Annotated in this window: 23 protein-coding genes; 9 read left to right on the top strand and 14 right to left on the bottom strand. The window is 68.0% G+C overall.

Annotated elements, in window-relative coordinates; genetic code table 11:
- The first annotated feature begins 195 nt into the window (after positions 1 to 195).
- Genes QN157_04825 through QN157_04815 form a run of 3 tightly spaced genes read left to right on the top strand, consistent with a single transcriptional unit; the run spans position 196 to position 3,541 of the window.
- Complete coding sequence (locus QN157_04825; protein MDR7554911.1) at positions 196 to 1,086, top strand: ABC transporter permease; 891 nt, start codon at positions 196 to 198, stop codon at positions 1,084 to 1,086.
- The gene (locus tag QN157_04820; GenBank protein ID MDR7554910.1) at positions 1,083 to 1,970 is read left to right on the top strand and encodes an ABC transporter permease; all 888 of its coding nucleotides are present in this window, start codon (positions 1,083 to 1,085) and stop codon (positions 1,968 to 1,970) included. The genes QN157_04825 and QN157_04820 overlap by 4 nt, the downstream gene beginning before the upstream one ends.
- A gap of 23 nt (positions 1,971 to 1,993) precedes the next feature.
- Complete coding sequence (locus QN157_04815) at positions 1,994 to 3,541, top strand: ABC transporter substrate-binding protein (GenBank protein MDR7554909.1); 1,548 nt, start codon at positions 1,994 to 1,996, stop codon at positions 3,539 to 3,541.
- A gap of 227 nt (positions 3,542 to 3,768) precedes the next feature.
- On the opposite strand, the gene QN157_04810 is transcribed toward QN157_04815, so the two are convergent.
- The 14 genes from QN157_04810 to QN157_04745 form a co-directional block, all read right to left on the bottom strand.
- Positions 3,769 to 5,223: a hypothetical protein gene (locus QN157_04810; GenBank protein ID MDR7554908.1), complete on the bottom strand. Its 1,455-nt coding sequence runs from the start codon at positions 5,221 to 5,223 to the stop codon at positions 3,769 to 3,771.
- The gene (locus QN157_04805; protein MDR7554907.1) at positions 5,220 to 5,963 is read right to left on the bottom strand and encodes an ABC transporter ATP-binding protein; all 744 of its coding nucleotides are present in this window, start codon (positions 5,961 to 5,963) and stop codon (positions 5,220 to 5,222) included. Before QN157_04805 ends, QN157_04810 begins: the two co-directional genes overlap by 4 nt.
- Before the next feature lie 16 nt (positions 5,964 to 5,979).
- Positions 5,980 to 7,152, bottom strand: coding sequence for an ABC transporter permease (locus QN157_04800; GenBank protein MDR7554906.1), 1,173 nt, complete (start codon positions 7,150 to 7,152; stop codon positions 5,980 to 5,982).
- A complete protein-coding gene (locus QN157_04795; GenBank protein ID MDR7554905.1) occupies positions 7,152 to 7,970 on the bottom strand; it encodes an ABC transporter permease in 819 nt (272 codons plus the stop codon). Before QN157_04795 ends, QN157_04800 begins: the two co-directional genes overlap by 1 nt.
- A gap of 143 nt (positions 7,971 to 8,113) precedes the next feature.
- Positions 8,114 to 8,575: a DinB family protein gene (locus QN157_04790; protein ID MDR7554904.1), complete on the bottom strand. Its 462-nt coding sequence runs from the start codon at positions 8,573 to 8,575 to the stop codon at positions 8,114 to 8,116.
- Between the two features lie 79 nt (positions 8,576 to 8,654).
- Entirely contained in the window at positions 8,655 to 10,064 is a 1,410-nt protein-coding gene (gene rmuC / locus QN157_04785; GenBank protein ID MDR7554903.1) for a DNA recombination protein RmuC, read from the bottom strand.
- A gap of 17 nt (positions 10,065 to 10,081) precedes the next feature.
- Positions 10,082 to 10,909 carry a GNAT family N-acetyltransferase gene (locus tag QN157_04780; protein ID MDR7554902.1) on the bottom strand — a complete coding sequence of 276 codons (828 nt, stop codon included), beginning with the start codon at positions 10,907 to 10,909 and terminating at the stop codon, positions 10,082 to 10,084.
- A 15-nt stretch (positions 10,910 to 10,924) separates the two neighbouring features.
- Positions 10,925 to 11,572 (bottom strand): site-2 protease family protein, encoded by a 648-nt coding sequence (locus QN157_04775; protein ID MDR7554901.1) that lies wholly within the window; start codon positions 11,570 to 11,572, stop codon positions 10,925 to 10,927.
- Positions 11,569 to 14,019, bottom strand: coding sequence for a DNA gyrase subunit A (gene gyrA, locus QN157_04770; protein MDR7554900.1), 2,451 nt, complete (start codon positions 14,017 to 14,019; stop codon positions 11,569 to 11,571). The genes QN157_04775 and gyrA overlap by 4 nt, the downstream gene beginning before the upstream one ends.
- Before the next feature lie 4 nt (positions 14,020 to 14,023).
- Entirely contained in the window at positions 14,024 to 15,931 is a 1,908-nt protein-coding gene (gene gyrB / locus QN157_04765) for a DNA topoisomerase (ATP-hydrolyzing) subunit B (protein MDR7554899.1), read from the bottom strand.
- A gap of 829 nt (positions 15,932 to 16,760) precedes the next feature.
- Positions 16,761 to 17,903 (bottom strand): DNA replication and repair protein RecF, encoded by a 1,143-nt coding sequence (gene recF / locus QN157_04760; protein MDR7554898.1) that lies wholly within the window; start codon positions 17,901 to 17,903, stop codon positions 16,761 to 16,763.
- A 204-nt stretch (positions 17,904 to 18,107) separates the two neighbouring features.
- Positions 18,108 to 19,217, bottom strand: a complete 1,110-nt coding sequence (gene dnaN / locus QN157_04755) for a DNA polymerase III subunit beta (protein ID MDR7554897.1) — start codon at positions 19,215 to 19,217, stop codon at positions 18,108 to 18,110.
- Positions 19,218 to 19,449: 232 nt separating this feature from the next.
- On the bottom strand, positions 19,450 to 20,793 hold the full coding sequence (dnaA, locus tag QN157_04750; protein ID MDR7554896.1) for a chromosomal replication initiator protein DnaA: 1,344 nt from the start codon (positions 20,791 to 20,793) through the stop codon (positions 19,450 to 19,452).
- 36 nt (positions 20,794 to 20,829) lie between these two features.
- Complete coding sequence (locus tag QN157_04745) at positions 20,830 to 21,618, bottom strand: ATP-binding protein (GenBank protein MDR7554895.1); 789 nt, start codon at positions 21,616 to 21,618, stop codon at positions 20,830 to 20,832.
- Between the two features lie 881 nt (positions 21,619 to 22,499).
- Between QN157_04745 and rpmH the strand changes: the two genes are divergently transcribed.
- The 6 genes from rpmH to rsmG are packed head-to-tail and all read left to right on the top strand — an operon-like array spanning position 22,500 to position 25,538.
- Positions 22,500 to 22,637 carry a 50S ribosomal protein L34 gene (gene rpmH, locus QN157_04740; GenBank protein ID MDR7554894.1) on the top strand — a complete coding sequence of 46 codons (138 nt, stop codon included), beginning with the start codon at positions 22,500 to 22,502 and terminating at the stop codon, positions 22,635 to 22,637.
- Between the two features lie 7 nt (positions 22,638 to 22,644).
- Positions 22,645 to 23,004 carry a ribonuclease P protein component gene (rnpA, locus tag QN157_04735; GenBank protein ID MDR7554893.1) on the top strand — a complete coding sequence of 120 codons (360 nt, stop codon included), beginning with the start codon at positions 22,645 to 22,647 and terminating at the stop codon, positions 23,002 to 23,004.
- Positions 23,004 to 23,216, top strand: coding sequence for a membrane protein insertion efficiency factor YidD (gene yidD, locus QN157_04730; protein ID MDR7554892.1), 213 nt, complete (start codon positions 23,004 to 23,006; stop codon positions 23,214 to 23,216). Before rnpA ends, yidD begins: the two co-directional genes overlap by 1 nt.
- A 21-nt stretch (positions 23,217 to 23,237) precedes the next feature.
- The gene (locus QN157_04725) at positions 23,238 to 23,945 is read left to right on the top strand and encodes a YidC/Oxa1 family membrane protein insertase (protein MDR7554891.1); all 708 of its coding nucleotides are present in this window, start codon (positions 23,238 to 23,240) and stop codon (positions 23,943 to 23,945) included.
- Positions 23,942 to 24,685 (top strand): RNA-binding cell elongation regulator Jag/EloR, encoded by a 744-nt coding sequence (gene jag / locus QN157_04720; protein MDR7554890.1) that lies wholly within the window; start codon positions 23,942 to 23,944, stop codon positions 24,683 to 24,685. Before QN157_04725 ends, jag begins: the two co-directional genes overlap by 4 nt.
- The gene (rsmG, locus tag QN157_04715) at positions 24,576 to 25,538 is read left to right on the top strand and encodes a 16S rRNA (guanine(527)-N(7))-methyltransferase RsmG (protein ID MDR7554889.1); all 963 of its coding nucleotides are present in this window, start codon (positions 24,576 to 24,578) and stop codon (positions 25,536 to 25,538) included. Before jag ends, rsmG begins: the two co-directional genes overlap by 110 nt.
- Positions 25,539 to 25,724: the final 186 nt, after the last annotated feature.

Below are 25,724 nucleotides of genomic sequence, written 5' to 3'. Positions count from 1 at the left end.
TGTCCGCGCCGTGACCCCGCACCCCCACCGCCTCCCGCAGCGCGGCTGCGCGACGACCGACGGTAGGACGGCACGTCGTACGCGCCGTATCGTTCAGCATACCGACAAGCCCTTCGCCAGAACAAGGAGGGCACGCTGAGCGCCTACATCCTCCGCCGGCTGGTCCTGACGGTCCCGACAGTCCTGGGCGTCCTGGTGGCCGTGTTCCTCCTCATCCGCCTCGTTCCCGGCGACGTCGTCACCCAGCTGATCGGACTGGAAGCGTCCATCTCGCCACAGCGGGTCGCCGAACTCCGCCGGCTCTTCGGCGTCGATCGCCCCCTGCACGTGCAGTTCGGCGACTACCTGCGCAGCGTGCTCCGCGGTGACCTGGGCCGGTCCCTCCGCACCGGCCGGCCCGTGGGGCCCGAACTGCGGCGGCGGTTTCCGGTGACGGTGCAGCTGGCGGTCACGGGCATGGTCGTCGCCGTCGGCATCGGCGTGCCGCTTGGGATCCTGGCCGCCCTGCACCGGGGCCGGCTGACCGACTACCTGGCGACGACCTTCGTCCTGCTGGGCCTCTCGGTGCCGTCGTTCTGGCTGGCGGTGCTGCTGATCCTGTTGTTCGCCCTCCGGCTGGGCGTGCTTCCCCCGACCGGGTACGTCTCCCCGGGGGAGGACCTGTGGGCGAGCCTCTGCCACATGGCGCTCCCGGCCCTCTCGCTCGGACTGGTCCTGGCAGCCGCCAGCACGCGCATCGTGCGCAGCAGCCTGCTGGAAGTGCTCGGCCGACACTACGTCCGGACGGCCCGTGCCAAGGGCCTGGCCGAGCCGGTGGTGATTCTCCGGCACGCACTGCGCAACGCCCTGATCCCGGTGGTCACCGTGCTGGGGCTCCAGTTCGGGACGCTGCTCGGTGGCACGGTGATCATCGAACAGATCTTCGGCCTGCCCGGCATCGGACGCTACGCGTTGGAGGGCATCAACCTGCGCGACTATCCGGTCGTTCAGGGGGCAGTGCTCGCCATCGCGCTGGCGTTCACCCTGGTCAACCTCGCGATCGACGTCTGCTACGGCCTCCTCGATCCGCGCATCCGCTACCAATGAGCACTGCGGCCTCCCTGTCCGCCCCGCGACACCGGTCCCCGGTCTGGCGTCGGCCCGGCGTCGTCGGGCGACTGGCGCGCCACCCCAGCGCGCGGCTGGGGACCGCGCTGCTGCTGGTGGTCGTGGGCGGCACCCTGGGCGCCCCGTACCTAGCCCCGGCCGACCCGCTCCGCATCGCACCCGAACAGCGGCTGGCCCCCCCGAGCCTGTCGCATCCCCTGGGTACCGACCTCTACGGCCGGGACACGTTGAGCCGGGTGCTGTACGGCGGTCGCATCTCGCTGGCAGTCGGGGCTCTGTCCGTCGGCCTGGCGCTTGTGGCGGGTGGCGCGTTGGGGGCGGCCGCGGGCTACTGGGGCGGCTGGCTGGACAGTGCCGTCATGCGCCTGGCCGACGTGCTCCTGGCGTTTCCCGCCATCCTGCTCGCCATCGGGCTGCTGGCCTTCCTGGGCGGTGGCTTCTGGAACGTTGTCCTGGCCATCGCCCTGGTCTATACTGCCCCCATGGCACGCGTGGCCCGGGCTGCCGTCCTCGCCGTCCGCCACGAAGAGTTCGTCACGGCCGCCGCAGCGATCGGCGGCAGCGCCTCCCGGATCCTCCGCCGCCACATTCTACCCAACGCGGCAGCGCCGCTCATCGTGGAGAGCAGCCTCCGCCTCGCCCTGGCCGTCCTGGCCGAGGCGGCGCTCTCCTTCCTGGGATTGGGCACACAGCCACCGGCGCCCAGCTGGGGGCAGATGATCGCGGAGGGCCGCGCCGTGATGACGTTCACCTCGTGGCCGGCTGTGGGCCCCGGACTGGCCATCACCGTGACCGTGCTGGGCTTCAACCTGCTCGGCGACGGTCTTCGGGACGCCCTCGATCCACACACGGCTGTACCGTGACTCCACGTGCAGGGGGGATGCCGATGTATCTGCTCACGCTGGTCCTGATCGCCGGACTGCTCGCCGGCCTGGTGCCGCTCTCCGCACCCGCGCAGCCAACGGGCCCGCGCTACGGCGGGACCCTGCGCGCGGGCATGCAGACCGACCCCGTGGGCTTGGATCCGCACCTCACCACCGCCACGGCCACCCGCAACATGATGGAGAACGTCTACGACACGCTGGTGTTCGTCACCAGCGAGGGCCGCTACGCCCCTGGCCTGGCCGAGGCGTGGCAGGTGTCTCCGGACGGCCTGACCTGGACGTTCACGCTGCGCCGTGGGGTGAAGTTCCACAACGGCCGCGTCATGACCGCCGAGGACGTCGCCTACTCCATCAACCGGATCCGCGACCCGCGCACCCGGTCGCCGCGCGCCGGCGACTTCGCGGAAGTCGACACCATCGCCACCCCCGATCCCCACACCGTGGTGATCAGGCTCAAGCGTCCGTTCAGCCCGCTGCTGGCCAAGCTGGCGTTCTCGACCAACGTGATCGTGCCGCGGGAAGTCGTCGAGCGCGACGGCGACCTCAACACCGCCCCGACCGGTACCGGCCCGTTCCGCTTCGTGGGCTACACCCCCCAGCAGCGCCTGGTCCTGGTGCGCAACGGCGACTACTGGGAACGCGACGAGACGGGGCGCCGGCTGCCCTACGTGGACCGCATCGAGTTCGTCTTCCTGCCCGATGCGGTCGCCCGCGCCACCGCGCTGCGCGCCGGAGCCGTCGACTGGATCGAGTACGTCCCCGCCTCGGAGGTCCGCAGCCTGCGCGCCGATCCCAACATCGAGGTCGTGGGCGGGCTGTCGGCCAACTTCCGCGCCATCTACATCAACAACGCCGTGGCGCCTTTCACCAACGTCAAGGTCCGGCAGGCCATGGCGTGGGCGGTCAACCGGAAGGAGATCGTCGACACGGCGTTGTTCGGCGTCGGCGGCATCGAGGCCACCGCCACGACCATCCCTCCGGGCAACTTCTACGCGCTGCGCCGACGCGTGTACGACCGGGTGGACCTGGAGCGTGCGAAACGGCTGTTGGCCGAAGCCGGTCACCCCAACGGCTTCGAGGCCGACCTCTACGTCACCAGCACCTACGACTTCCTGCGGACGCCCGCCGAGGTCCTCCAGGCGCAACTGGGCCGTATCGGCATCCGGCTGCGCATCCAGGCCGCCGACTGGAGCGTCTACCTGCCCACGATGTTCCAGAAGCGGTACACGCTGTCGATCCTGGGCACCTCGGGGCAGGTCGACCCCGACGACTTCCTGTACCCGTCGTTCCGCACCGGGGCCGGTCTCAACCTGGTGAACTACTCCGACCCGCAGGTCGACCGGCTGCTCGACGAGGGCCGCGCGGCCAGCACTGAGGCCCAGCGCAAGCGCATCTACGACCAGCTCCAGCTGCGGATCCTGGAGACATCACCCATGGTCTTCCTGTTCCACTCGACCCAGTACGAAGCCGTACGCCGCCACGTGCAGGGGTTCGAGCACTGGCCCAACACCTCGTATCTTGGGCTACGGCGTACGTATCTGACACGGTAGGACCGCCGCCGATGCGGGATACCCGTGGAGTCGTCGCACGCCGTGGGGCTTGCCCCTGCAGGGGTACCGTACGCGGACGGGGCGTGACGTAACCTCTGGCGAGGTCGCGCCCGGATACGCCGCGCGCCCTTCAGGCGCGCGTGCTGGTGGGCAGACGGGGCGTGGCAACGGGGCGGCGCGCACAACCATGCGCGTCGCCCCGGAACCCGGTCCACCCTCGCCGCCTCTCACCGCGGCATCCCCACGAACGTCTCCGCAAACCCCGGTGCCACGAACGCCACCGTCCGCCCGCCCACGACGCCCCGGACCGTGTACCGCCCTCGCAGTTGCAGGAACACCTCGCGGCCCGGCGGCGCCCGCTCCAGAGCGTCGGTACCCACCCCTTCCGCTGGCCGCAGCGGCGTCGCGGTGACCGCCAAGACCGCAAACTGCACGTCGAGCCAGTCGCCGGCATCGCTCGTGGCTCGGTAGGTCAACCGCCGGGGCACCCGTACCGCTCGGTCGCCGATCCGCGGGCCGGCGAACCACCCCTCACGTTCCGGCTCGGGTGCGCGTAACACCCCCAGGACACCCGGACGCGGTGCACCCACCGCATACACCGACACCACCATCTCACGCAAAGGCCGGGACGCGTGCCGGATGCTCCCGGCCAGCAGCGCCACCTCCGGTGTGCTCACTGCGCCCCACTCCCACGTGATCCCGGACCAGGCACCCCAGTTGTGGTCGTGGTAGCCCACGGCGTCCACCGCCACCGTCTCGCCGCCCCCCTGCACCGTCCCCGTCACCGCCGCCCGCAGTGCGGGCACGACGTAGCCCGACCGCACCACCCCGGTGTCCAGCTCCAGCGGCGGGAGGTAGGCGTGCGGGACCGGCCGCCACACCAGGTCCGCCACGAACCCCCGACGCCGCAGGCGCACAACGTAGGCGCCGTGGCGCAGGTCGACCCGGTGCGGCCCGGCGACGAGCGCGGCCCCGGTGATGGGCAGCACGGTCTGGTCGTGTCGCTCGGCCCACCGCACCGGCGGCCGGCCCGCCCGCCGCCACTCGACTGCGACCGTCACGCGGCGGTGCCGGTCAGCGATCATGCTGACGTACCCGTAGGACCCATCGGCAGTTGCCAGGTTGAAGTACCACCACTCGGCCCACGTGCGCCCCGCTGCACCCACAGGCGGTTCGTGGAACCGGTCCAGCCGTTCCAGGAGGACCGGCCACGGCGGGTCGACGTCGTCAGCGGCCGCCGGCAGGTCCACGGCCAGCGCGCTGCCCGCGCGGCGGGCCGCCTCCGACACCAAGCCGCCGGCCCGGGCGGTGTGCACGCGACCATCGGGGGTGCGCACGTACACCAGCTTGTCCACGATCTCGGGCGACGCCCCCGCGACGGTCCGCACATAGCGCGGCCCCAGCAGGACCTGGCGGGTCAGGAAGCGTGCGTGGGGGATCGCCAGGTACATGGCGGTCACGGCCCCCACCTTGAGCACCTCGGGATCCAGCCCCGCGGGCAGGAGGACCACGTCCCCGCCAGCCACCACGTCGCGGTCGCGGGCCTGCGCGAGGAGCGCGTCGCCCACCGCCAGCAACGCCACCATCACGGCCACCCCCAGCCCCACGCCGCCGAGCAACACCACCGTGCGCCAGGGCCGGTACAGCAGCGTGCGCGCGATCAACAGCGCAGCGCCCTTCATGCGCCCACCCGACCGTCGCGCATGCGCAGCACTCGTCCCGCGAGCGCGGCGATCTCCATGTTGTGGGTCACCACGACCACCGCGGTGCCGTCTTCGTGGAGCCGGCGCAGCAGGAGCCCGATCTCCTGCCCGCTGCGCTGGTCGAGCTCACCGGTGGGCTCGTCCGCCAGCACTAGCGCCGGCCGGTTGACCAGTGCCCGGGCGATGGCCGCGCGCTGCAGCTCGCCGCCGCTGAGCTGCCCCGGCCGGTGCGTGCGGCGGTGGCGCAGGTCAACGTAGGCCAGCACCTCGTCCACTCGCGTCCGCCGTTCCCGTGCCGGTACACCCGCCTCCAGCAACGGCAGGGAGACGTTCTCCTCCACGTTCAGCATCGGGAGCAGGAAGAAGCGCTGGAAGACAAAGCCGATCCGGTGCAGACGCAGCGCCGAGAGAGCGGCGTCGGACAGCCGGTGGGTGGACAGCCCGAAGAGCCGCACCTCGCCGGCGCTGGGCAGGTCGACACCGCCCATCAGGTGCAGCAGCGTCGACTTGCCACTGCCTGAGGGCCCTACGATCGCCACGAACTCCCCGGGGTGCACCTGCAGCGACACGTCGCGCACAGCCGTCACCGTGGCGCCGTCCACCGCGTAGGTACGGGTCGCGTGCACGACGTCCACCACCGGCTCGTGTGGCGCGCGCGCCGCCAGGTGCCGTGCTACCGCCGGCCAGCCGTCCTGCCGCCGCGCCCACGTCCGCACCACCCTCAGCGCTCGCAGGTCACAGCACCTCCTGGTGCAGCGTCGTCGCGACGTTCAACCGCCCGGCCACCCACGCCGGGTAGACCGCACCCAGCGCGGCGGTGAATACCACGAGTCCCGCAGCGCGCACCGCGGCCGTCGGTGTGACCACGAAGAAGCGCAGGCTCTGGGGAATCCCCGGCGTCGTCCGCAGGATCCCGTCGAGGACCGTGCCCACGCCCATGCCCAGCAACAGCGCCAGGGGCACGCTCGCCAGCGCCAGCACGAGTCCTTCGGCCAGCACGAGCTGCGCCAGTCGCAGGCGCGCCAGCCCCACGGCGCGCAGCATCGCGAGCTCGCCCAGCCGCTCACCGATGGCCACCGTCAGCACCGCTCCGACCAGCAACCCCGCCAGCAGCAACCCCACACCGCTCAGCACCACGGCAAAATGGCGGAAGTACATGAGCTGGCGGCGCACCTGGGCCAGCAGCCGCTGGACGGACAGCGCCTCCAGCGTGGGGAACGTGGCGGCCACCCACCCCGCGAGGCGGTCGGGGTCGGCGGCCGGCCGCAGTTTGACCGCGAGGAACGACGCCGCGCCGGGGTCGACCCCGAGGAGGTCACGCAGCGCGCCGATGGGCATGGCCAGCGAGCGTTGCCCCTGCAGGTCGAAGACGAACTCGGCGATGCCGTCCACGCGCACGTCGCGCGCCCGCAGCACCGCCCCCGTCTGGGGATCGCGCCGCGCGGCCAGCCGCACCCGCGCGCCCGGCCGCAGGCCGAACGCGCTGGCCAGGCGGGGATTCACCAGCACACCGCCTGCCGGTGCGGCGCCACGCGGCCGCACGAGGCCTCCGGCGTCCCCCTGCACGCCCACGACCACCACCGGCACGGGGCCGGCAGTGGTCTCCAGGTACACCTGGTGCACCAGGACCGGCATCACCGCGGCCACGTCGGGGTGTCGTGTCAGCGCCCGCGCCACCGCATCCGCCTGTGGCAGCAAGGCCTCGGTGGCCAGCGGGAGCGTCCCCCGGAGGACGACGCGCACTTCGTAGCCCAGCGTGGCCAGGACCTCGCCGAAGCTGCGCTCGAGCCCGTCGCCCAGCATCGCCATGTCGAAGACCAGCGCGCCCGCCACGGCCACGCCCACGACCAGCAGCCCGGTCCGCCCCGGCGTCCGCCGCAGCACACCCCGCGCCAGGAACCACACCATCAGCGGCCGACGAGGTCCAGAGGACGGCGGCGTGCCAGCCGCGCCGCGGTGACCACGCCGGCGCTCAGCGCCACCACCACGGCCAGCGTGACGGCCCTGACGACCGTGCGCCCCTCCAGGCGCGCGAACACCAGCGCGCTGTCGAGGAGCGGTCGGTAGTAGGCGTTGATGCCCCAGGTCAGCACCGCCCCCAGGGCAACCCCGGCGGCCGTGCCCACCAGCGCCACCACGGCGGCCAGCCCCGCCACCGTCAGCCACACGGTCCCCGCTCCGATCCCGACCAGGCGCAGGGCACCCAGGTCCCGCCGCAGCTCCGACAGCTTCAGCGACACGATCGCCACGAGGAAGACCCCGCTGGCCAGCATGGTCACGGCCCCGATCGCCCGGTGAAACCGGGCGATCACCGCAAATGCCCGCGACGTGCGCTCGGCCAGGTCCGCGGCGGTGTACACGTCGGCACCGGCCACCATCGCCCGGAGATCGTCGCGCACGCGCGCGGGGTCCGCCCCGGCGTGGAGCCGGACGACGATGCGGTCGACGGTATCCTCCCGTCCCAGCACCGCTTCGAGAACAGACAGCGGCAGGCGCACCTGCGCCTCCTGCCTGGCAACGTCAGCCGGATGCTCCGGCCCCTCCCAGACGGCCACCACGCGCGCGCGTCGTGCACGCTTAAGGGACGGCTCGGCGCCGATCTCCACGAGATCTCCGACACGCAGCCCCAGCCGCGCGGCGGTGCGCGCGGACACGGCCAGGGGGACGGCCGATGCGTGCTGCCCGTCGTCGGCTGGCCCGCGGGCCCCGTCCCGGACCGCGGCCACGCCCGCTACCCGAACGCCGGCCCAAGTATCGGCTCCCGTCGCCCACGCCGGGCCCCCGACACCTGTACCCAGCCTGAGGGCACCTGCGGCGAGTGCAAGCGCCACGGCGACGAGCAGGATTCCCACCGTGACCCGCACGCGGGCTATGCCTTCTGGCGGAGCAGCGTCACCAGGTATCGCAGTTGCCCCAGGTGGTACGCGGCGTGCGCAATGGCGTGGAGGAGCGCGTAGGCCTTGGTTTCCCTCGCAGGTCCGGTGGACCGCTCGACCGGCACGTCGGCCAGCAGGTCTTGCGGACGGAGACTCTCCAGCACCTCGCGGGTGCCCGCCCGTACCCTGGCCAGCTCCGCCAGCACCGTCGCGCCATCGACCCGGTCGTGCTCGAACTCGCTGGCCCGTCGCCGGTGCGCCGGGCGTCCGCCGAGGACCTCGCCGATCCAATACCGCTCCGACCCCGCAACGTGCCGCAGGAGGATGCCGACGGTGTTGCGCAGGCCGGGGACCCGGCGGTTCAGCGCCTCGTCTGACAGCGGCGCCACCAGTTCGACGATCTGGCGGTGCAGATCGTCCAGCATCTTCCAGTGCGCGGCGATCAACGGATCCATCTCCATCCCCCTACGACCTCGCGCGCCGCCCGGCCGCCAGCATGGGCCGGTTCGCCCGGCCCCGTTCCGCCCCGACGTGCTACGCTCCGGACTGTCCGGACTCCCCCATGCTGGGGAGGCTCAGCTGCCGCGGTTCCTGATCGACCGTCTCCAGCAGCGGAATCTCCTCCCCGGCCACCGCCCCCAGTTCCCGGAACCGTCGCGCTGCGGGCAGCACGCGGCTTTCCAACGACCCCACGGCCTTGTTGTATGCCTCGGTCGCGCGCCCGAGCGCCTTGCCGATGGTGTTCAGGTGGTCCGCCAGCACGGCCATGCGCTCGTAGAGCTGTCGGCCGAGCTCGCTGATCTGCCGCGCGTTCTCCGCGATCTGCTCCTGCCGCCACCCGTAGCCCACGGCGCGCAGCACCGTCAACAGCGTCGTCGGCGTCGCCAGCACCACGCGACTGGCCATGCCGTCCTCGAGCAGCTGCGGATCGGCCTCCACCGCCGCCGCGAAGAACGACTCGCCGGGGATGAACATCACCACCAGCTCCGGCGTGCCCGGCAGGCGGTCCCAGTACGCCTTGTTGGCCAGCGCCGTCATGTGTCCGCGGAGCTGCTGCGCGTGCCGTTTGAGGGCCCCCTGGCGCGCCTCCTCGTCCACGGCGTTGACGGCGTCGAGGTAGGCGTCCAGCGGTGCCTTGGCATCCACGACGATCGACCGCCCGCCGGGCAGGTGGACGATGAGATCGGGCCGCAGGCGCGTTTCGCCATCGAGCGTTTCCTGCTCGACGTAGTCGATGTGCTCGGTCATCCCCGCGATCTCGACGACCCGCCGCAGCGTCGTCTCACCCCACCGCCCGCGCACCCGCGGGCTGCGGAGCGCCGCCACCAGGTTGCCCGTCTCCCGCTGCAGCTGCTGCTGCGTCGCGCTGAGGGCACGCAGCTGTTCCTCCAGGCTCCCGTACGCGGCCTGCCGCCGGCGTTCCAGGTCGGCCACCTGCTCCTCGTACCGCCGCAGCATCTCCTGCAACGGCTGGATCATGGCGCCCAGGGCCTCCTGCCGCTGGCCCAGTTCGCCCTTGGCCTCGTTGATCACGGCGCCCAGCGCCTGCCGCGCCAGGTCCAGGAACGACTGGTTGTTGCTACGCAGCGCCTCGGCGCTCAACGCCTTGAACGTATCGGTCAGGCGCACCGTGGCCTCCTCGAGCAACCGCTGCTGCGCCTGCAGGTTCTCCTGCGCCTGGACCAGCCGGGTCTGCGCCTCGATCCGGGCCTGCCGTTCCTGTTCCAGCGCCGACCGCGCCGCTGCCAGCTCGTGCTCCCGCTGCGCAAGGTGCTGCCGGAGCTCCGCGCCCACCCCTTCGGCCGCACTGAGCCGGCTGCGCACCTCGGCGAGCTCGCCAGCCGCTCCCGCCCGCGCCCGGGCGCTGGCCACGATCCACGCCACCGCCGCGCCCAGCCCGGCCGCCAGCACCGCCGCCAGCACCGCCCAGGTGACCTCGCCCACCCCGCTTCACCTCGCCGTCAGGCCAGCCGTTTCTCGACCACCAGCATGCCGTCCGGACACCATGGGTGCGGCGTGAATGCGACGCGCACACCGTCCACGGCCCGCGCGTCGGGCGCAAACACCGCTACCCGCCCGGCCCCGGCAGCACGGGCACGTTCGGCGATCGCTGCGAACAACGCCTGCTGGTGCGCCGCCATACCGGTCACCCACGAGACAACCGCATCCGTCCCGCGCACCGCGAACGCGGCCGTGCCCTCCGGCGGGTCGCCGGCCCGTAGCACGCGTCCGTCCTTGACGAGCCCGCGGACCAGCTCGGGTACGAGACGGCGAAACCGCCACCCCAGGGGCACGAGCCCGCGCCAGGCAGCCAGCACCGGCGCTGCACCGAGCATCGCGATCAGCGTCGGCACGTCTGCCTCGACCGCTGGCACCACCGGCGCCTCGAACGGGGACTCCAGCGGCCCCGCGGGCACGCCGGTCACCAGCACTATCGCGTCGCACGTCCGCTGAAATCCTGCACGCTCTGCGACGGCCGTGGCGGCGTAGTCGTGCCGGGGCACGGCAGTCCGCACAACCCCCGTCCCGTACCGTCGCGCCACCTCTTCCGCCGCGGCCACCAGTCGCCGGGCCACCCCGCGGCCACGTGCCGACGGCGCCACCCACAACCCTTCCAGCCAGGCCTCGTCGCGACCGACGACGACCACGTGTACGCGCCCGAGGACCTGCCCCTCTTCCTCGACGCTCACGAGGTGCCCGGGTTCCTCGGCCCAGGATGCCCACTCGGCGGGCAGCGCGTGCGGATCCGCGGGGAGCTCGTCGCGGAGTGGCGTGATGACGGTCTGCACCGGTCCCGACGGGTCCTACGAGCGCGATGCCTGCACCAGGCGGGCCAGGTCGGCGAAGAACACGCGGGCGACCAGACCGACGAAGAGTCCCACCGTCAACCGACGAAACCACCGGCGCGCGGCCGGACTCACGCCCGCTGCTTCCATCCGCGCCATCGCCAGGTGTCCGCCATCAAGCGGCACAAGGGGCAAGAGATTCGCGAGGCCGACGCTGAAGTTGAGGACTCCTGCCGTGCGCACCAGCGCCTGCGGTCCCATGGAGGCCGCCTGCTGCAGCATCGCGAGCGCCGCCAGCAGGCCGCCGACCTCCACGGCGCGTCGCTGCCCCGGCAACCGGTCCGGGCCCCGTCGATCGCCCAGCGCCCGGAGCACGAAGCCGACGGCAAGGTTGGCCAGCGGCCCGGCCAGCAATACCGGCAGGCGGCGCGCTGGCGGCAGCCGGTCGATGTCGATCGCGGCGAACCCCCCCAGCGGCACCGGTCGCAGTGAGAGCGTGGTCCCGCCGATACGTCCCCGCGCCACCGGTGGGCCGAAGCCCAGCGCCACCTCGCGGACCTGACCTCCCACCGCACGCGCCACGGCGGCATGGGCGAGTTCGTGCAGTGCCACCGTGGCGCCGATAACGCCCAGCGCCTGCGCCCTGCCGGCCCAGGGCCCGCTCACGTGTCGCGCCCGGCGATCCGGGCTACGGCCGCCACGCGGTCTCCTGCCTCGAGCCGCTTCACCAGCACGCCCTGTGCCTGCCGGCCCTGGACGGCGATCTCCCGGACCGCCACGCGGTTCACCAACCCGGCAGCAGAGATGATCAACACCTCGTCGTCGTCGTCCACGGCCCGGACAGCGACGACCGGTCCGTTGCGCCTGGTCACCTTGATGTTGATGACGCCCATGCCTCCACGTCGCTTCACCGGGTACTGGACGAACGGTGTCCGCTTCCCGTAACCCAGTTCGGTGATGGTGAGGAGGTAGCGGCCCTCCGTGTTGTCCGCCAGCCCAACGACCCGGTCGTCGCCCCGGAGGCGAATGCCAATGACCCCGCGTGCCGTCCGGCCCATCTCGCGCACCTGACTCGCCTTGAACCGGATGGCGCGTCCCTGCCGGGTGGCCAGCGCCACCTCGGCATCCTTCTGCACGTACCGCACGCCGACCAGCTCGTCGTCGCCCTCCAGGGTGATGGCGAAGATCCCGGCGCGCCGGGCGTTCACGAACTCCATGAGCCCGGTCTTCTTCACCAGCCCCTTCCGGGTCACCATGAACAGCGCCCCGGCTTCCTCGAAGGACCGCAACGAGATCACGGCGTTGACCCGCTCGCCCTGGGCAACGTTGATGAGGTTGACGACCGGCAGACCGCGAGCCGTGCGGCCGGCTTCAGGCACCTCGTGGGCCTTGATGCGGTACACTTTCCCCCGATCGGTGAAGAACAACAGGAACGAGTGGTTGGTCGTGACAGCGACGTGTTCGACCACGTCCTCCTCGCGGATCGCCAGGCCGGCCACGCCCCGCCCGCCGCGCCGTTGCACCCGGTAGGTCTCCAGGGGCATGCGCTTGATGTAGGTGTTGCGCGTCAGCGTGATGACGACGTCGCTGTCGGGGATGAGGTCCTCGGCCTCGAACGCCTCGGCCTCCCGGCTGAGGATGCGCGTGCGGCGTGCGTCTCCGTACCGCTCCTTCAGCGCGAGCAGCTCCTCGCGGATGGCGGCCATGATGAGCCGCGGCCGCGGCGCATCGGCGTCGGCGAGCATCTCCCGGAACCGGGCGATGTCGCGCAGCAGCGCGCGGTACTCCTCCTCGACGCGGGTGCGCTCCAGCGCCGTCAGACGCTGCAGACGCATCTCGAGGATCGCGGTAGCCTGCACCTCCGAGAGCTTGAAGCGGTTCATCAGCCCCTCCCGAGCCGCCGGCACGTCCTTCGCCCGGCGGATCAGGGCGATCACCTCGTCCAGTGCGCCCAAAGCGATCTTGAGCCCCTCCAGGACGTGGGCCCGTTCCTCGGCACGGGCCAGGTCGAACCGCGTGCGCCGGATCACCACCGTGCGCCGGTGGGCCAGGTAGTGCTCCAGCATCTCCTTCAGGGTCAGCTGTCGGGGGGCCCCGTCCACCAGCGCCAGCAGGATCGCCCCAAAGGTGGTCTGCATCTGGGTGTGCTTGAACAGCTGGTTGCGGACGATCTGGGGGTTGGCGTCCCGGCGCAGCTCGATGACCACCCGCAGGCCCCGGCGGTCCGACTCGTCGCGGAGGTCGGCGATCCCCTGCAGTTTCTTCTGCCGGACCAGGTCGGCGATGCGCTGCAGCAACGCCGCCTTGCTGACCATGAAGGGCATCTCGGTGACGACGATGGCCACCCGCCCGCCACGCAGCTCTTCGAACGCGGTGCGTGCCTGCACCGTGAGGCTTCCCCGCCCCGTGGTGTACGCCTGGTGGATCCCCTCGCGGCCCAGGATCACCCCCCCGGTGGGGAAGTCCGGCCCCTTGACGATCTTCAGCAGCTCTTCGGTCTCCAGGGCGGGGTTGTCGATCAACGCCACCAGCGCGTCGACGACCTCCCCAAGGTTGTGCGGCGGGATGTTGGTCGCCATGCCCACGGCGATGCCGCTGGCCCCGTTGATCAACAGGTTGGGCAGGCGCGCCGGTAGCACTACCGGTTCCTGCAGGCTCTCGTCGAAGTTGGGGACGAAGGGCACGGTGTCCCGGTCGATGTCGGCCAGCAGCTCGGCCGCCGCGGGTGCCAGGCGTGCCTCGGTGTACCGCATGGCCGCCGGCGCGTCGCCGTCGATGCTCCCGAAGTTCCCCTGGCCGTCCACCAACGGGTAGCGAAAGGACCACTCCTGGGCCATGCGCACCAGCGCGTCGTACACCGGCACCTCGCCGTGGGGGTGGAACTTCCCCAGCACCTCCCCTACGATGCGGGCGCTCTTCCGGTACGCGGCGTCGGGGCGCAGCCCCAGTTCGGCCATGGCGTACAGGATCCGCCGCTGCACCGGCTTCAACCCGTCGCGTACGTCGGGCAGCGCCCGGCTCACGATGACGGACATGGCGTAGTCGAGGTAGGAGCTCTTCATCTCCTCCTCGATGGGGCGGGAGATGATACGCAGGTCCTCGTCGCCTGCCATGTCGCTACACGTCCAGGTTCTTGACGTTGCGCGCGTACTGAATGATGAACTGCCGGCGGGGTTCGACCTCTTCGCCCATCAGGGTGCGGAAGATGGCGTCGGCCGCTTCGGCGTCTTCCAACTCCACCCGCAGCAGCGTCCGGGTCGCCGGGTTCATGGTCGTCTCCCACAGCTGTTCCGGGTTCATCTCGCCGAGCCCCTTGTACCGCTGGACCTCGACCTTCTGCCCCCGTCGCTCCAGCGCCTGCACCAGGATCTGCCGCTCCTCGTCGGTGTACGCGTACCGCCGCTCCTTCCCGTTCCGGATCAGGTAGAGCGGAGGTTGGGCGATGTACACCTTGCCGTGCTCGATGAGCGCCCGCATGTAGCGGTAGAAGAACGTCAACAGGAGCGTGCGAATGTGGTTGCCGTCCACGTCGGCGTCGCACATGATGATGACCCGGTCGTAGCGCCGCCGCTCCAGCGAGAACTCGTCGCCCACGCCCGTGCCCAACGCCGTGATGATCGCTCGAATCTCCTCGTGGGCGATCATCTTGTCTTCCCGGGCCTTCTCCACGTTGAGGATCTTGCCCTGAATGGGCAGGATCGCCTGGTACTGGCGGTCGCGGCCCTGCTTGGCCGACCCTCCGGCCGACTCCCCTTCGACGATGAACAGCTCGCACTGGTTCGGATCGCGTTCCACACAGTCCGCCAGTTTGCCGGGCAACGTGCCAACCTCGAGGGCACTCTTACGGCGCACCAGCTCCCGCGCCTGGCGGGCAGCCTCGCGAGCCCGGGCCGCTGTCAGGGCCTTGGCGACGATGCGCCGCGCGTCGGCAGGGTGAGTGACGAGGAACTCTTCGATGGCGTCGGCCACCACCGACTCGACGATCCCCTTCACCTCGGTGTTCCCCAGCTTGGTCTTCGTCTGGCCCTCGAACTGCGGCTCGGCCAGCTTGATCGACAGGACCGCCGCCAGCCCTTCCCGTACGTCCTCGCCGGTGAGGACCGGATCGCTCTCCTTCACCAGCCCCGCGCGCTTCGCGTACTCGTTGATCGACCGCGTCAGCGCCGACCGGAAGCCGGCCAGGTGGGTCCCCCCCTCGGTGGTGGGAATGGTATTGACGTAGGTCAGCACGTGCTCGAGGTAGCTGTCGTTGTACTGAATGGCCACCTCGACGTCCACGCCGTCACGCTCAAGGTGTTTGTAGATGATCTCGGAGATCTTCGTGCGCGTCCGATTGAGTGCGGCCACCAGTTCCTTGATGCCGCCCACGTGACGGAGGGTCACCTGCTTGCCACTGCGCTCGTCCGTCAGGTGGATCTGCAGCCCTGCGTTGAGGTACGCGATATCCTCCAGTCGCTTGGCCACTACGTCGAACGCGAACTCGGTGGCCGTCATCACCGTCGGGTCAGGTTTGAACCGCACGCACGTCCCGTGGGGTTGGCGGGCGCCCTTCTCGCTGCGCAGCGGTGTGACCGGCCTCCCCCGCTCGAACCGCTGCCGGTAGGTCCTCCCGTCGCGGTAGACTTCCACCTCCAACCACTCCGACAGGGCGTTGACCACCGACACGCCCACGCCGTGCAGCCCACCCGAGATCCGGTACCCACCCCCGCCAAACTTCCCACCGGCGTGCAACGTCGTGAGCACCACCTCGACCGCCGGTTTCCCCACCTTGGGAACGTTGTCCACCGGGATGCCGCGACCGTCGTCCAGCACGGTGGCACTGCCGTCGGCGTGCAGCACGACCTCGATGCGCGTACACGCGCCCGCGAGGGCCTCGTCGACGGAGTTGTCGACCACCTCGTACAGCAGGTGGTGCAGCCCATCGGGCCCGGTGCTTCCGATGTACATTGCCGGACGCCGACGGACACCCTCGAGACCCTCCAGGACCTGGATCTGTTCAGCGGTGTAGGTGGGGGTGTCGGTCATGCAAACACGCTCCAATCACGCAAAGAGGCACACGCGAGAACCCGCGCATGCCCTAAAAAACTGTACCACTGCCGCGGCTAAAGTGTCAACAACAGGAGTGCACCCCTCCGTCGGAACGCGCACCTTCAGCGTTTCCAGTCGTCCAGTGCCGACCGACTCAGACCCCCACCTGATACGGTCCCTCCAGGCCCCTCCGTGCGCTATTTTTCTGCACTCCAGGCCGCCGCCACGCTAGGGTCCGTCCGCCGTTTCGTGCCACCCGCCGCGCCACCGTCGCTGGCGCCAACTCGGTCAGCAAGATCCCCCGCGTGGTTACCACCCGTGCCCGCGCCACCGCCGGTCCCATCGGTTCCCCGGGCCTCGACCGCCGACCGCGTTCTGATGGACCCGCACCCCCTCTCTGTGCACGCACAGCCAGAATCGCCACGACTTCCCTGGCGTCCACGACCAGATCGGCCCCCAGGTAGACCAGCACCCTCTCACCCCTGACGACGGTGGGTGGTACCACCCACCGAGCGACCGTGTCCGCCGCGCACTCCGCTGGACGCAGCCCGCCGGACCCCACCTGGCAACCGCGTCCGCACGACCACCCGGAGACGGGCAGGCCACCCTTCTTGCCCGGTTCCCGCCGCCTGCAAAATCGCACGCTCTCGCCATCGGAGTTCCTGCGCGACCGCCGGCTGCCTCGCCGCCACGACCAACGCATCGCCCCGCACACGCTCGGGCCACGACAGCCTGGCCAACGTTGGCCCCACGATCGTAGGCCACCGGCGTTGCAGGTCGACAAGCCACGCAAGCCTGGCCAGCCCCCACCGCTTCGCTGTCGCCCCTAGGACGTCGCGGATCGGTGCGACCATACCCCCTCCCCGACAGTTCCGCCCGAGACGTTCAACACGCGCATTCCTGCCCTGACCAACTCGACCCCCCGTGGTTCCGACGGAAGCACCGTCATGGTCACCAGCACCTGACCCGTCCCGGTCAACTGCAAGACCCGCTGTTGACGCGCGTCATCCAGCTCCGCCAGCACGTCATCGAGCAGCAACAGCGGCCGCGTCCCCAGCTCCGCTTCCACGACCTCACGTTCGGCGCACCGTACGGCTAGCATCGCCAGGCGCCATTGCCCCAGCGACCCTGTGCTGCGCAACGGCACGCCGTCCAGCACGAACTCCACTTCGTCGCGCTGGGGCCCCGACAACGTGCTTCCCCGTCGTATTTCATCGGCACGACGCCGGCGGAGTTCTTCCCTGGCCACAACCGCAACTTCCTCTTCCGACGCACCCGTCCATGACGGCCGATACCGCACTTCGAGACGTCCTACGCCACCGAGATGCCGGAACCACTCGGCCGCCCGTGCGTTGAGTCGTTCCACATAAGTGCGGCGTCGCGCCGTGATACGCGCACCGAGGGTGACCATCTGTGCTTCCCACGGTTCGAAGTGCGCACCACTCCGCTGCCGTAACACGGCGTTCCGCTGCGCAAGTACCCGATAATACCGATGCAGTGCGAAAAAGTACGCCGGACTCGTTTGCGCCAGCGCCGCGTCCAACAGACGCCTACGCAATACCGCCGCGCCCCGTACGACGTCGAGATCCCACGGCGCCGCCACGACGACCGGCACCCGTCCCAAGACCCGGCTGCGGGGCGTTTCAACACCACTCACGCGCAAGCGCACGGATCCCGTTTCACCATGACGACTGATGAGTGCTTCCTGCTCTTCTTCCCGACCGCCGCGACGGATCACCACCGCATGCACTCGTGCCAGATGTGCGCCATGGGCGATCATCTCCGCATCCCGCGTGGTGCGATAGGAACGCCCTGTCGCGACAACGTACAACGCCTCAAGAAGGTTCGACTTTCCCTGTCCGTTGCCACCCACGAAGATCGTGAGTCCGTCCTGCAGCTCAAGGTCCGTTCGCGCATGGTTGCGGAAATCCCGCAACGCTAGCCGACGTACGTTGCATGTCACGGCCATCACCGCATCACACGTTTGTACCCGACGAGTTCCACCACGTCACCGCCGAGAAACATTCGCCATTCACGACGACATAAACCGTCCTTTTGACTCGCACCGCACCACTACATGTCAGCGCCTTCGCTTCCTCCTGTCGCCGTGACACTCATCAACTTTGACAACGCACCCTGTACAATGCTGTCTGCGGCAACTTGCACCAACCGTTCAACTCGCGACACGCACCGGTGCCAACACGTACACGTACTCCGGCTGTCCTACCGGGCGCACTGCTCCCGGACTCAACGACCCCGTGAGTTCTAACGCTACTTCCGCCGCTTCCACCACGGCCAAGCACTCCATTAAATACCGCGCATTGAACGCTGTCGGCACCGTTTCCCCTTCGGTTCGCACTTCCAATATCTCCTCGGCCCTTCCATACTCGGGCGTATGAGAGGACAACGTAAGTCTGTCACCTTGCGCTACCACACGCACTACGTTCGCTGAATCCCTCGCTGTGACTGCTACACGCCGTACCGCACCAAGCAACGCATCAGTTGCCACCACAATGCGTTGTTTGTGCCCTTGTGGAATTACTTGCTGGTAGTTCGGAAACGGTCCCGGAATTAAGCGGCTTACCACCCGCGTATCGGCAAACGCAAACGCTACTTGGTTCTCAGCGACAGCGATCTCCACCAACCCTTCGAACCCCGCCAACGCTCTGTTGAGCTCGTTCATTGTTCGCGCTGGCACGATGATCCCCACGTTCTGTACGACCGGTGTTGCCAACCGTGTCGTTCGTAGGGCGAGACGGCCACCATCAGTGGCAACCAGCCGCATCTCCGCAGCTTCCAGCACCAGGTACAATCCCGTTAGGAATACCCGGGTCTCATCGGTCGATACGGCGAACGCCGTCTGTCGCATCATACTGCGTAACGTTCCTGCGTCAACCGACACCGTTGTCGCTACGGTCGGTTCGGGCACGATCGGAAAATCACTCGCCGGCATTCCCACCAGTGCATAAGTTACCCGTTCACACTGAATCTCCACCTCCCGACTGCTGTCGCTTGCGCGAATTTGCACTGGTGCATCCGGAAGGTTGGTGACGATCTCACTCAATAAACGAGCAGGCAATGTAACTGCTCCACCGTGCGTCACCGTAGCTGGAATCGTTGTCTGAATGCCGTGGTCCAAATCGGTGGCGATAAGTTTCACTGCGCCTTTCTGGGTCTCCAGAAGAATGTTCGCCAAAATGGGCATCGCTGTACGCACAGAGACAGCTCGCCCTACCAGCGCTACGGCCCTACTCAAATGTTTGTGCTCGCAAGTAAACAGCATTAGTACGTATCCTCCGTGGAAGTCCGCGAGTGCTTGTACTATCTAGCGTACATCAAAACCGTCATAGTAGTACAGGTTGAGGACACTGTGGACAGTTGAGCACACACCCCGTAGGTCTTGACGCGCTGCTGTAGAGCACGGTGGACGAATATTGGGTTCGTCTGTGGAAAGATACCGGCACAGAACGAGCAGAGGTGCTCACGGGAAAAGGAGAGACAGGACTGTTCACAGCTTATGCGCCTCGTCGTTGCAGGGTCTCCACAAGACGTTTGAGGCTGGCGGCCAGGTGCACATCGCGCTGCAGTACTTCCCGGACTCGTTGGCAGGCGTGCATGACCGTGGTGTGGTCCCGTCCGCCGAACTCCTGGCCGATGTGGGGAAGCGACGCGTCAGTAAGTTCCCGCGCCAGGTACATAGCGACCTGACGCGGGAAGGCGATGCCTTTGGTACGGCGTTTGGCGCGCATCTCCTCCGGACGGATGCCGAAGAATTCAGCCACGGCCTGCTGGATCGTTGCGATCGTCAGGGTACGCACTCGTACAGGTGGCAGAAGGTCACGCAGGACGTCGGTTGCTAATTCTACGGTGATCGGTGAGCGAGTGAGCGAAGCGTAGGCGACAACGCGTACGAGTGCACCTTCGAGTTCGCGGATGTTGGTATTGATGCGTTGGGCGATGAATTCCGCAACGTCGTCGGGTACCGTAATACCGTCGGTTTCGGCTTTCTTTTTGAGGATGGCAATGCGTGTTTCGAGATCGGGTGGTTGAATGTCGGCGATGAGACCCCATTCAAACCGACTGCGCAGACGATCTTCTAGCGTGGGGATTTCTTTCGGTGGACGGTCGGACGTAATGATGATCTGTCGGTTGGCATCGTGAAGAGTGTTGAAGGTGTGAAAGAACTCTTCCTGGGTACGCTCTTTGCCGGCGAGGAACTGGATGTCGTCAATGAGGAGGACATCGACATTGCGGTAACGATTGCGGAAATCGACGGTTTTGTCGTCGCGAATTGCGTTGATGAGTTCGTTGGTGAACTTTTCGCTGCTGACGTACGCAACGCGTGCGACGCCGACGTTGTGCAGTACGCGGTGACCGATCGCCTGTAAGAGGTGGGTCTTGCCTAAACCGACGCCGCCGTAGATGAAGAGGGGATTGTAAGCGCGGGCAGGGGCTTCGGCAACGGCGAGTGCCGCGGCGTGTGCAAAGCGGTTGCCGGCGCCTACTACGAACGTTTCGAACGTGTACTTGGGGGACAGGTGAAGCCCTTCGGGTCGCGGTACGGTGGTAGGTAGGGTTGGTCGAACGGTAGGAAGGGCAGGAGGTTCGGCGATCACAACCTGGACTGCGATGTCACGACCGAGGGATGCGACGAGGGCGGTACGGATCATCGTGAGAAGGCGTTGCTCGACCCATTCCTTCGCGAATCGGTTGGGGACGGCGAGGGTGAAGACGTTGTCGCGAAGGTCGAGGGGCCGCATGATTTTCAAGAATGATTCCAGCGTGGGTTTGTTGAGCTGGCCCTCGATCTGTCGCAAGGCGTCGCGCCAGAGGGTAGTGGGAGAAGCGTCGACGGACACAGTAGACTCCTTTCTCAACGTCGAGTCTGCTGACGACTACGTCTGCAGCGTTGTTTCCAGGAGTGCGATGCCCTGCTCGGTCAGAGTACGTTGCCCACGACCGCGATGAGCGATCAAGCCCAGGGTTTCAAGAGCGTGGAGTTCGCGGTAGGCGGTGCTGTGGCTGACGTCGAGTTCCTTGGCCACGGTCGTAGGGCCGGCGGCGCCCAGCTCCGCAATGAGGAGGAGGATCTTCTTTTGCCGGATGGTGACGTGAGGACGCTCGGACGCCTTCGCAGTGTTCGTGCTAGCGGTGGCTGGGTCGCGGCGGAGCGACAGCGTGACGACCGTACCACGTTCGAGGTTGTCTTCGATATGAAGTGTACCACCCAGGAACTGCAGCTGTTCCTTCGCCAGGGGGAGACCGCTTCCGACCCCCCGGATGACGCGGCGCATCAATCCAGTAGCCGTGGAGAAGCCCGGCTGCAGAGCCCGTTCTTTGTCTGCGATGCCGGGGCCCTGATCGGAGACGCGAATGGTGTTTCCGTCGTCCAAGACGGTGATCGTGGCGTTGCGGAAGTACGCATGAATCAAGTTTTCCACGATTTCGCGAATCACCCCGTACGGTACGCGTCCACCGCGCTCACGAGAGACAGCGTACGTGCGTGCGGCGATCTCGCCGACGAGGGTGTGGAAGTCGTCGCCGCGCACGGAGACGACCTGCGGTTCGGAGAGCGGCGAATCGTAAATGGCCAGGCGGACTTCAGGTTCGTCGTCCTCCAAAGCCAGCGGCGCCTCGATCCGACGCTCGTCGATCAGCCGGGCAAGGAATGCGCGCAGCGACATGAGCCCTCGGGCGCAGACACAGTGATTGGCCGCAGTGGTCGGGACTCCTACTTGGGCGTTGATTCGTTCGGAGAGTTCACGCCCGCCGTCCGCCCACCAGCAGCATGGCACAAGTGTGGATAGTCAGGGTCGTCGCCACGGGAGTTTCGGCCGTCGGGAGGGGGATTCCTGCTGCAGCGATGGCGGCGGCAGTGGTTCGGGTATAAGGGTTTCGCGGGTTGTCCACAGGGTGGATAACCCTGTGGACAACTGGGGGTGTGCACCTGATACCCGTAGGACATCCCGGACCCAGACTGACGGGCGTCACCTTCAACGTCCCAACCAGCGGCAAAGATGTGGACAGCTGTCCTCGGAATCCACAGGTTGTGTACAGATGAGGGCTTGGGTTTCTAGATCGCGTCCGGGAGCGCGGGTTGGCTGTCGTAGGAGGGGATCTCTCGTCCTGAGCAGGCAGGAATCCGTTGGACTCGCCGCGATCATGGGGGTGGACCCCTGGGGGTCGATCCACGCACGGGGGCGGACCTTTGTAGCGTGTCCTGGATAACCCCGAGGCGTGCCGTGGATCCACGCGCGTAAAAGGTAGACGACCATGTTTGTGCCTGGCTCCCTCGTAGTGGACCGTGGATCCACGCACGTAGGGGGTAGACGGTCGGCACGGCCGCGGTCCCGACCGGGTCGGACCATGGGTCCGCATACGTATGGGGTAGACGTACGGATCGGCCCGGTGTCAGGGCGCCATAGAGCCGTTGATCCACCGTCGGCACTACCAGGGCGTCTATGCCCGACGGGCGTGGCGTGAAAGCAGGAGCGCTCGCCAACACTGCGTTGGGTGAACCGCCTGAGGTTTTGTGCTATAGTAAGCTCTGCCTTCGGGAGGAAATATGGTCAAGCGGACGTACCAACCCAAGAAACGGCGGCGTCGCCGGGTACACGGGTTCCGGCAGCGCATGCGAACCTCGGGCGGGCGCCGGGTGCTCAAGCGGCGGCGGCAGAAGGGGCGGACTCGGCGTACGGTGTGAGCGGCCCATGCGGCGGTTAGAGCGGCTGCGGCGGGCAGATGACTACCACCGGGTGTGTCGACAGGGGTACCGGGCCGTGGGCCGTGCCGGAGTCGCATACGTGATGCCGAGCCCGCGCGGGGTGACCCGCGTGGGTGTGCAGGTGAGCCGTCGCCTCGGTCCCGCCGTCCGCCGCAATCGTGCGCGGCGCAGGGTTCGGGAGGCGCTCCGTAGGCTCGCGGAACGGCTGACGGCCGGTGTCGATGTGGTGATCGTGCCGCGGCCAGCTGCGTTGTCGATGGGGTTCGCCGCGTTGCAACAAGATCTTGGCGACACGTTGGCGGCTCTCGGTGTGCTGGCACAGGAATCCCGCGGTGATCTTCGCTGATGGGAAAGCGCGTGCTGATCGGTGTCATCAGGACCTATCAACGGGTCGTGTCCCCCTTGCTTCCGCGGTCGTGCCGCTTCTATCCGTCGTGTTCGTCGTACGCTCTCGAGGCGATCGAGCGCCACGGCAGCTGGCGCGGCGTCGTGCTTGCGGTACGACGGATCGTTCGCTGCCATCCACTGCATCCGGGCGGTTATGACCCGGTACCATAGGGTAGCGTAGGGGATCGTGCGGTGATCGACCCGTTGGTATCGCTGCTGGCGCAGGTTCTGGTCTTCGTGCGGGCCGTCACGGGCAGCTCGCTGGCTGCGATCGTCATCCTGACGGTGCTCATCAAGCTCGTCCTGCACCCGTTGACACGGAAGCAGTTGAAGTCGATGAAAGCGATGCAAGCGCTGGCGCCGCAACTTGAAGTGCTCCGCCGGAAGTACCGGGAAGACCCCCGCCAGCTGAACATCGAGGTGATGAACCTCTATCGGGCCCACCGCGTCAACCCGTTCAGCGGGTGCTTGCCACTCGTGTTGCAGATGCCCGTGCTCTGGGCGCTGTTCGCGCTCTTTCGCCGGGAAGGAGTGTTTGGCGGAGAGCAGCTGTTCGGTGTCGCACTCGAGGCCAACCTCACGATCGCCCTGGTAGCGGCGCATCCTCCGCTCGCACTGATTCCCGTGCTGACCGCCGCTACAACGTATGTGCAGCAGATGATGACCATTACGGATCCCCAGCAGCAGAAGATGTTCATTTTTATGCCGTTGTTCATCGCCTGGACCACGGTTGCTGGGTGGTTCCCGATCGGGCTCTCGTTATATTGGATTGTTTCAACGTCGCTGTACATTGTTGAGTACGTTCTCGTTGTGGGGCGACCCAGACCGGTAGGCGTTGCGCCTCCCAAACGCAAGAGATCCGGCAGTGCGCAGCCGCGTGCCAGCGGTGGTAATCGATGAAGTCTGTCGAGGCGACCGGGCGTACGGTGGATGAGGCGGTGGAGAAGGCGCTCGCCCAGCTAGGGGTGACGCGTCAGGGGGCAGTGGTGGAGATTTTGCAGTCTCCTCGCCCTGCGCTGCTGGGATTGGGCCGGAAGGATGCAATTGTGAGAGTGACGGTCAAAGAGGCAGAACCGGAAGGCCGCGCTGACGTTGGTTCGATGCAAGAGCCAGGGCTGCCTTCGGCGGATCTGGAAACTGCAGCAGCGGAAGTCGTGGCGCGGATGACCGCGCGCATGGGGCTCGACGTCACCGTGAGGGCGCGTGGCGAGGGAGAGCATGTTGTTGTCGATATTGCAGGTCGGGACGTGTCGGCAGTGATCGGGCGCCACGGCCAGACGCTGGATGCCATCGAACTCCTGACCGCACTTACCCTCGGTAATCGCTTTGGTCGGCGGATCTTCCTTACGCTCGACGCCGAAGGGTATCGCGAGAAACGCGAGCGAGTGCTGCGCGATATCGCGCGCAAAGCGGCCGACCGAGCGGCGCGTGAGCGCAAGCCGGTGTTTCTCGATCCTATGAGCGCCAGGGAACGGCGTGTCGTGCACCTGGCGTTGCGGGACGATCGGCGCGTGACCACGTCCAGCGTCGGTGAGAACGACGACCGCCGGGTCGTGGTTCACCCTTCAGAGTGGCGGCGGGGTGCACGACCGCCTGGTGCCCCAGAGGACATCGACGAGGACGACAGCGGGGACGTGTGAAGACAGGGTAGCAGGGGTCGCGGCGCGTTTTGGGCTCGCGCTGCAGCCCGCGGTTGTCGTTGCGCTGTGCCAATATGTCCACCACGTGCTGCGGTGGAACACGCGGCTCAACCTCACCGGCCCCGCCGATTTCGAGACGCTCATCGACCGCCACCTCGCTGATTCGCTGTGTGTCCTGGCAACCTGTGACCTACCACACGGCGCGGCGGTCGCTGATGTCGGAAGCGGAGCCGGCTTTCCGGGAGTACCGATGGCAATCGTTCGCCGTGATCTCGCGATGACGCTCATCGAGGCAACCCGTAAGAAGGCCGCGTTCCTCGAACACATGTGCAATATTCTTGAACTGGGGAACGTGGTGGTGCGTTGCGAGCGGGCCGAACGCCTGGCGCACCAGCCCGCGTTCCGTTCGGCGTTCGACATCGTGGTGTCACGCGCGGCGGCACCACTGCTCGTGGCCGTCGAGCTCTGTCTCCCGTTGTGCCGCCTGGGAGGCGTAACGGTCTACGTCAAAGGACCCGCAGTGGATGCGGAACTGTCGGCCGCAGGGGACCATATCGAAAGGCTGGGGGGAAGAGTGGAGTCCACGCGCACCTGCTTCGCACCGGGGGGTACGCGGCGCACGGTCATAGTGCTAGTTCGCAAACACGCTCCAACACCGGATGAGTTTCCCCTGAGCGCCAGGGAACGGCGTGTCGTGCACCTGGCGTTGCGGGACGATCGGCGCGTGACCACGTCCAGCGTCGGTGAGAACGACGACCGCCGGGTCGTGGTTCACCCTTCAGAGTGGCGGCGGGGTGCACGACCGCCTGGTGCCCCAGAGGACATCGACGAGGACGACAGCGGGGACGTGTGAAGACAGGGTAGCAGGGGTCGCGGCGCGTTTTGGGCTCGCGCTGCAGCCCGCGGTTGTCGTTGCGCTGTGCCAATATGTCCACCACGTGCTGCGGTGGAACACGCGGCTCAACCTCACCGGCCCCGCCGATTTCGAGACGCTCATCGACCGCCACCTCGCTGATTCGCTGTGTGTCCTGGCAACCTG

The sequence above is a fragment of the Armatimonadota bacterium genome (assembly GCA_031459855.1).
GTDB lineage: Bacteria > Sysuimicrobiota > Sysuimicrobiia > Sysuimicrobiales > Humicultoraceae > Fervidifonticultor > Fervidifonticultor primus.
The sequence above is the reverse complement of the archived record's forward strand: the minus strand, read 5'-3'. Positions and strand labels throughout refer to the sequence as shown.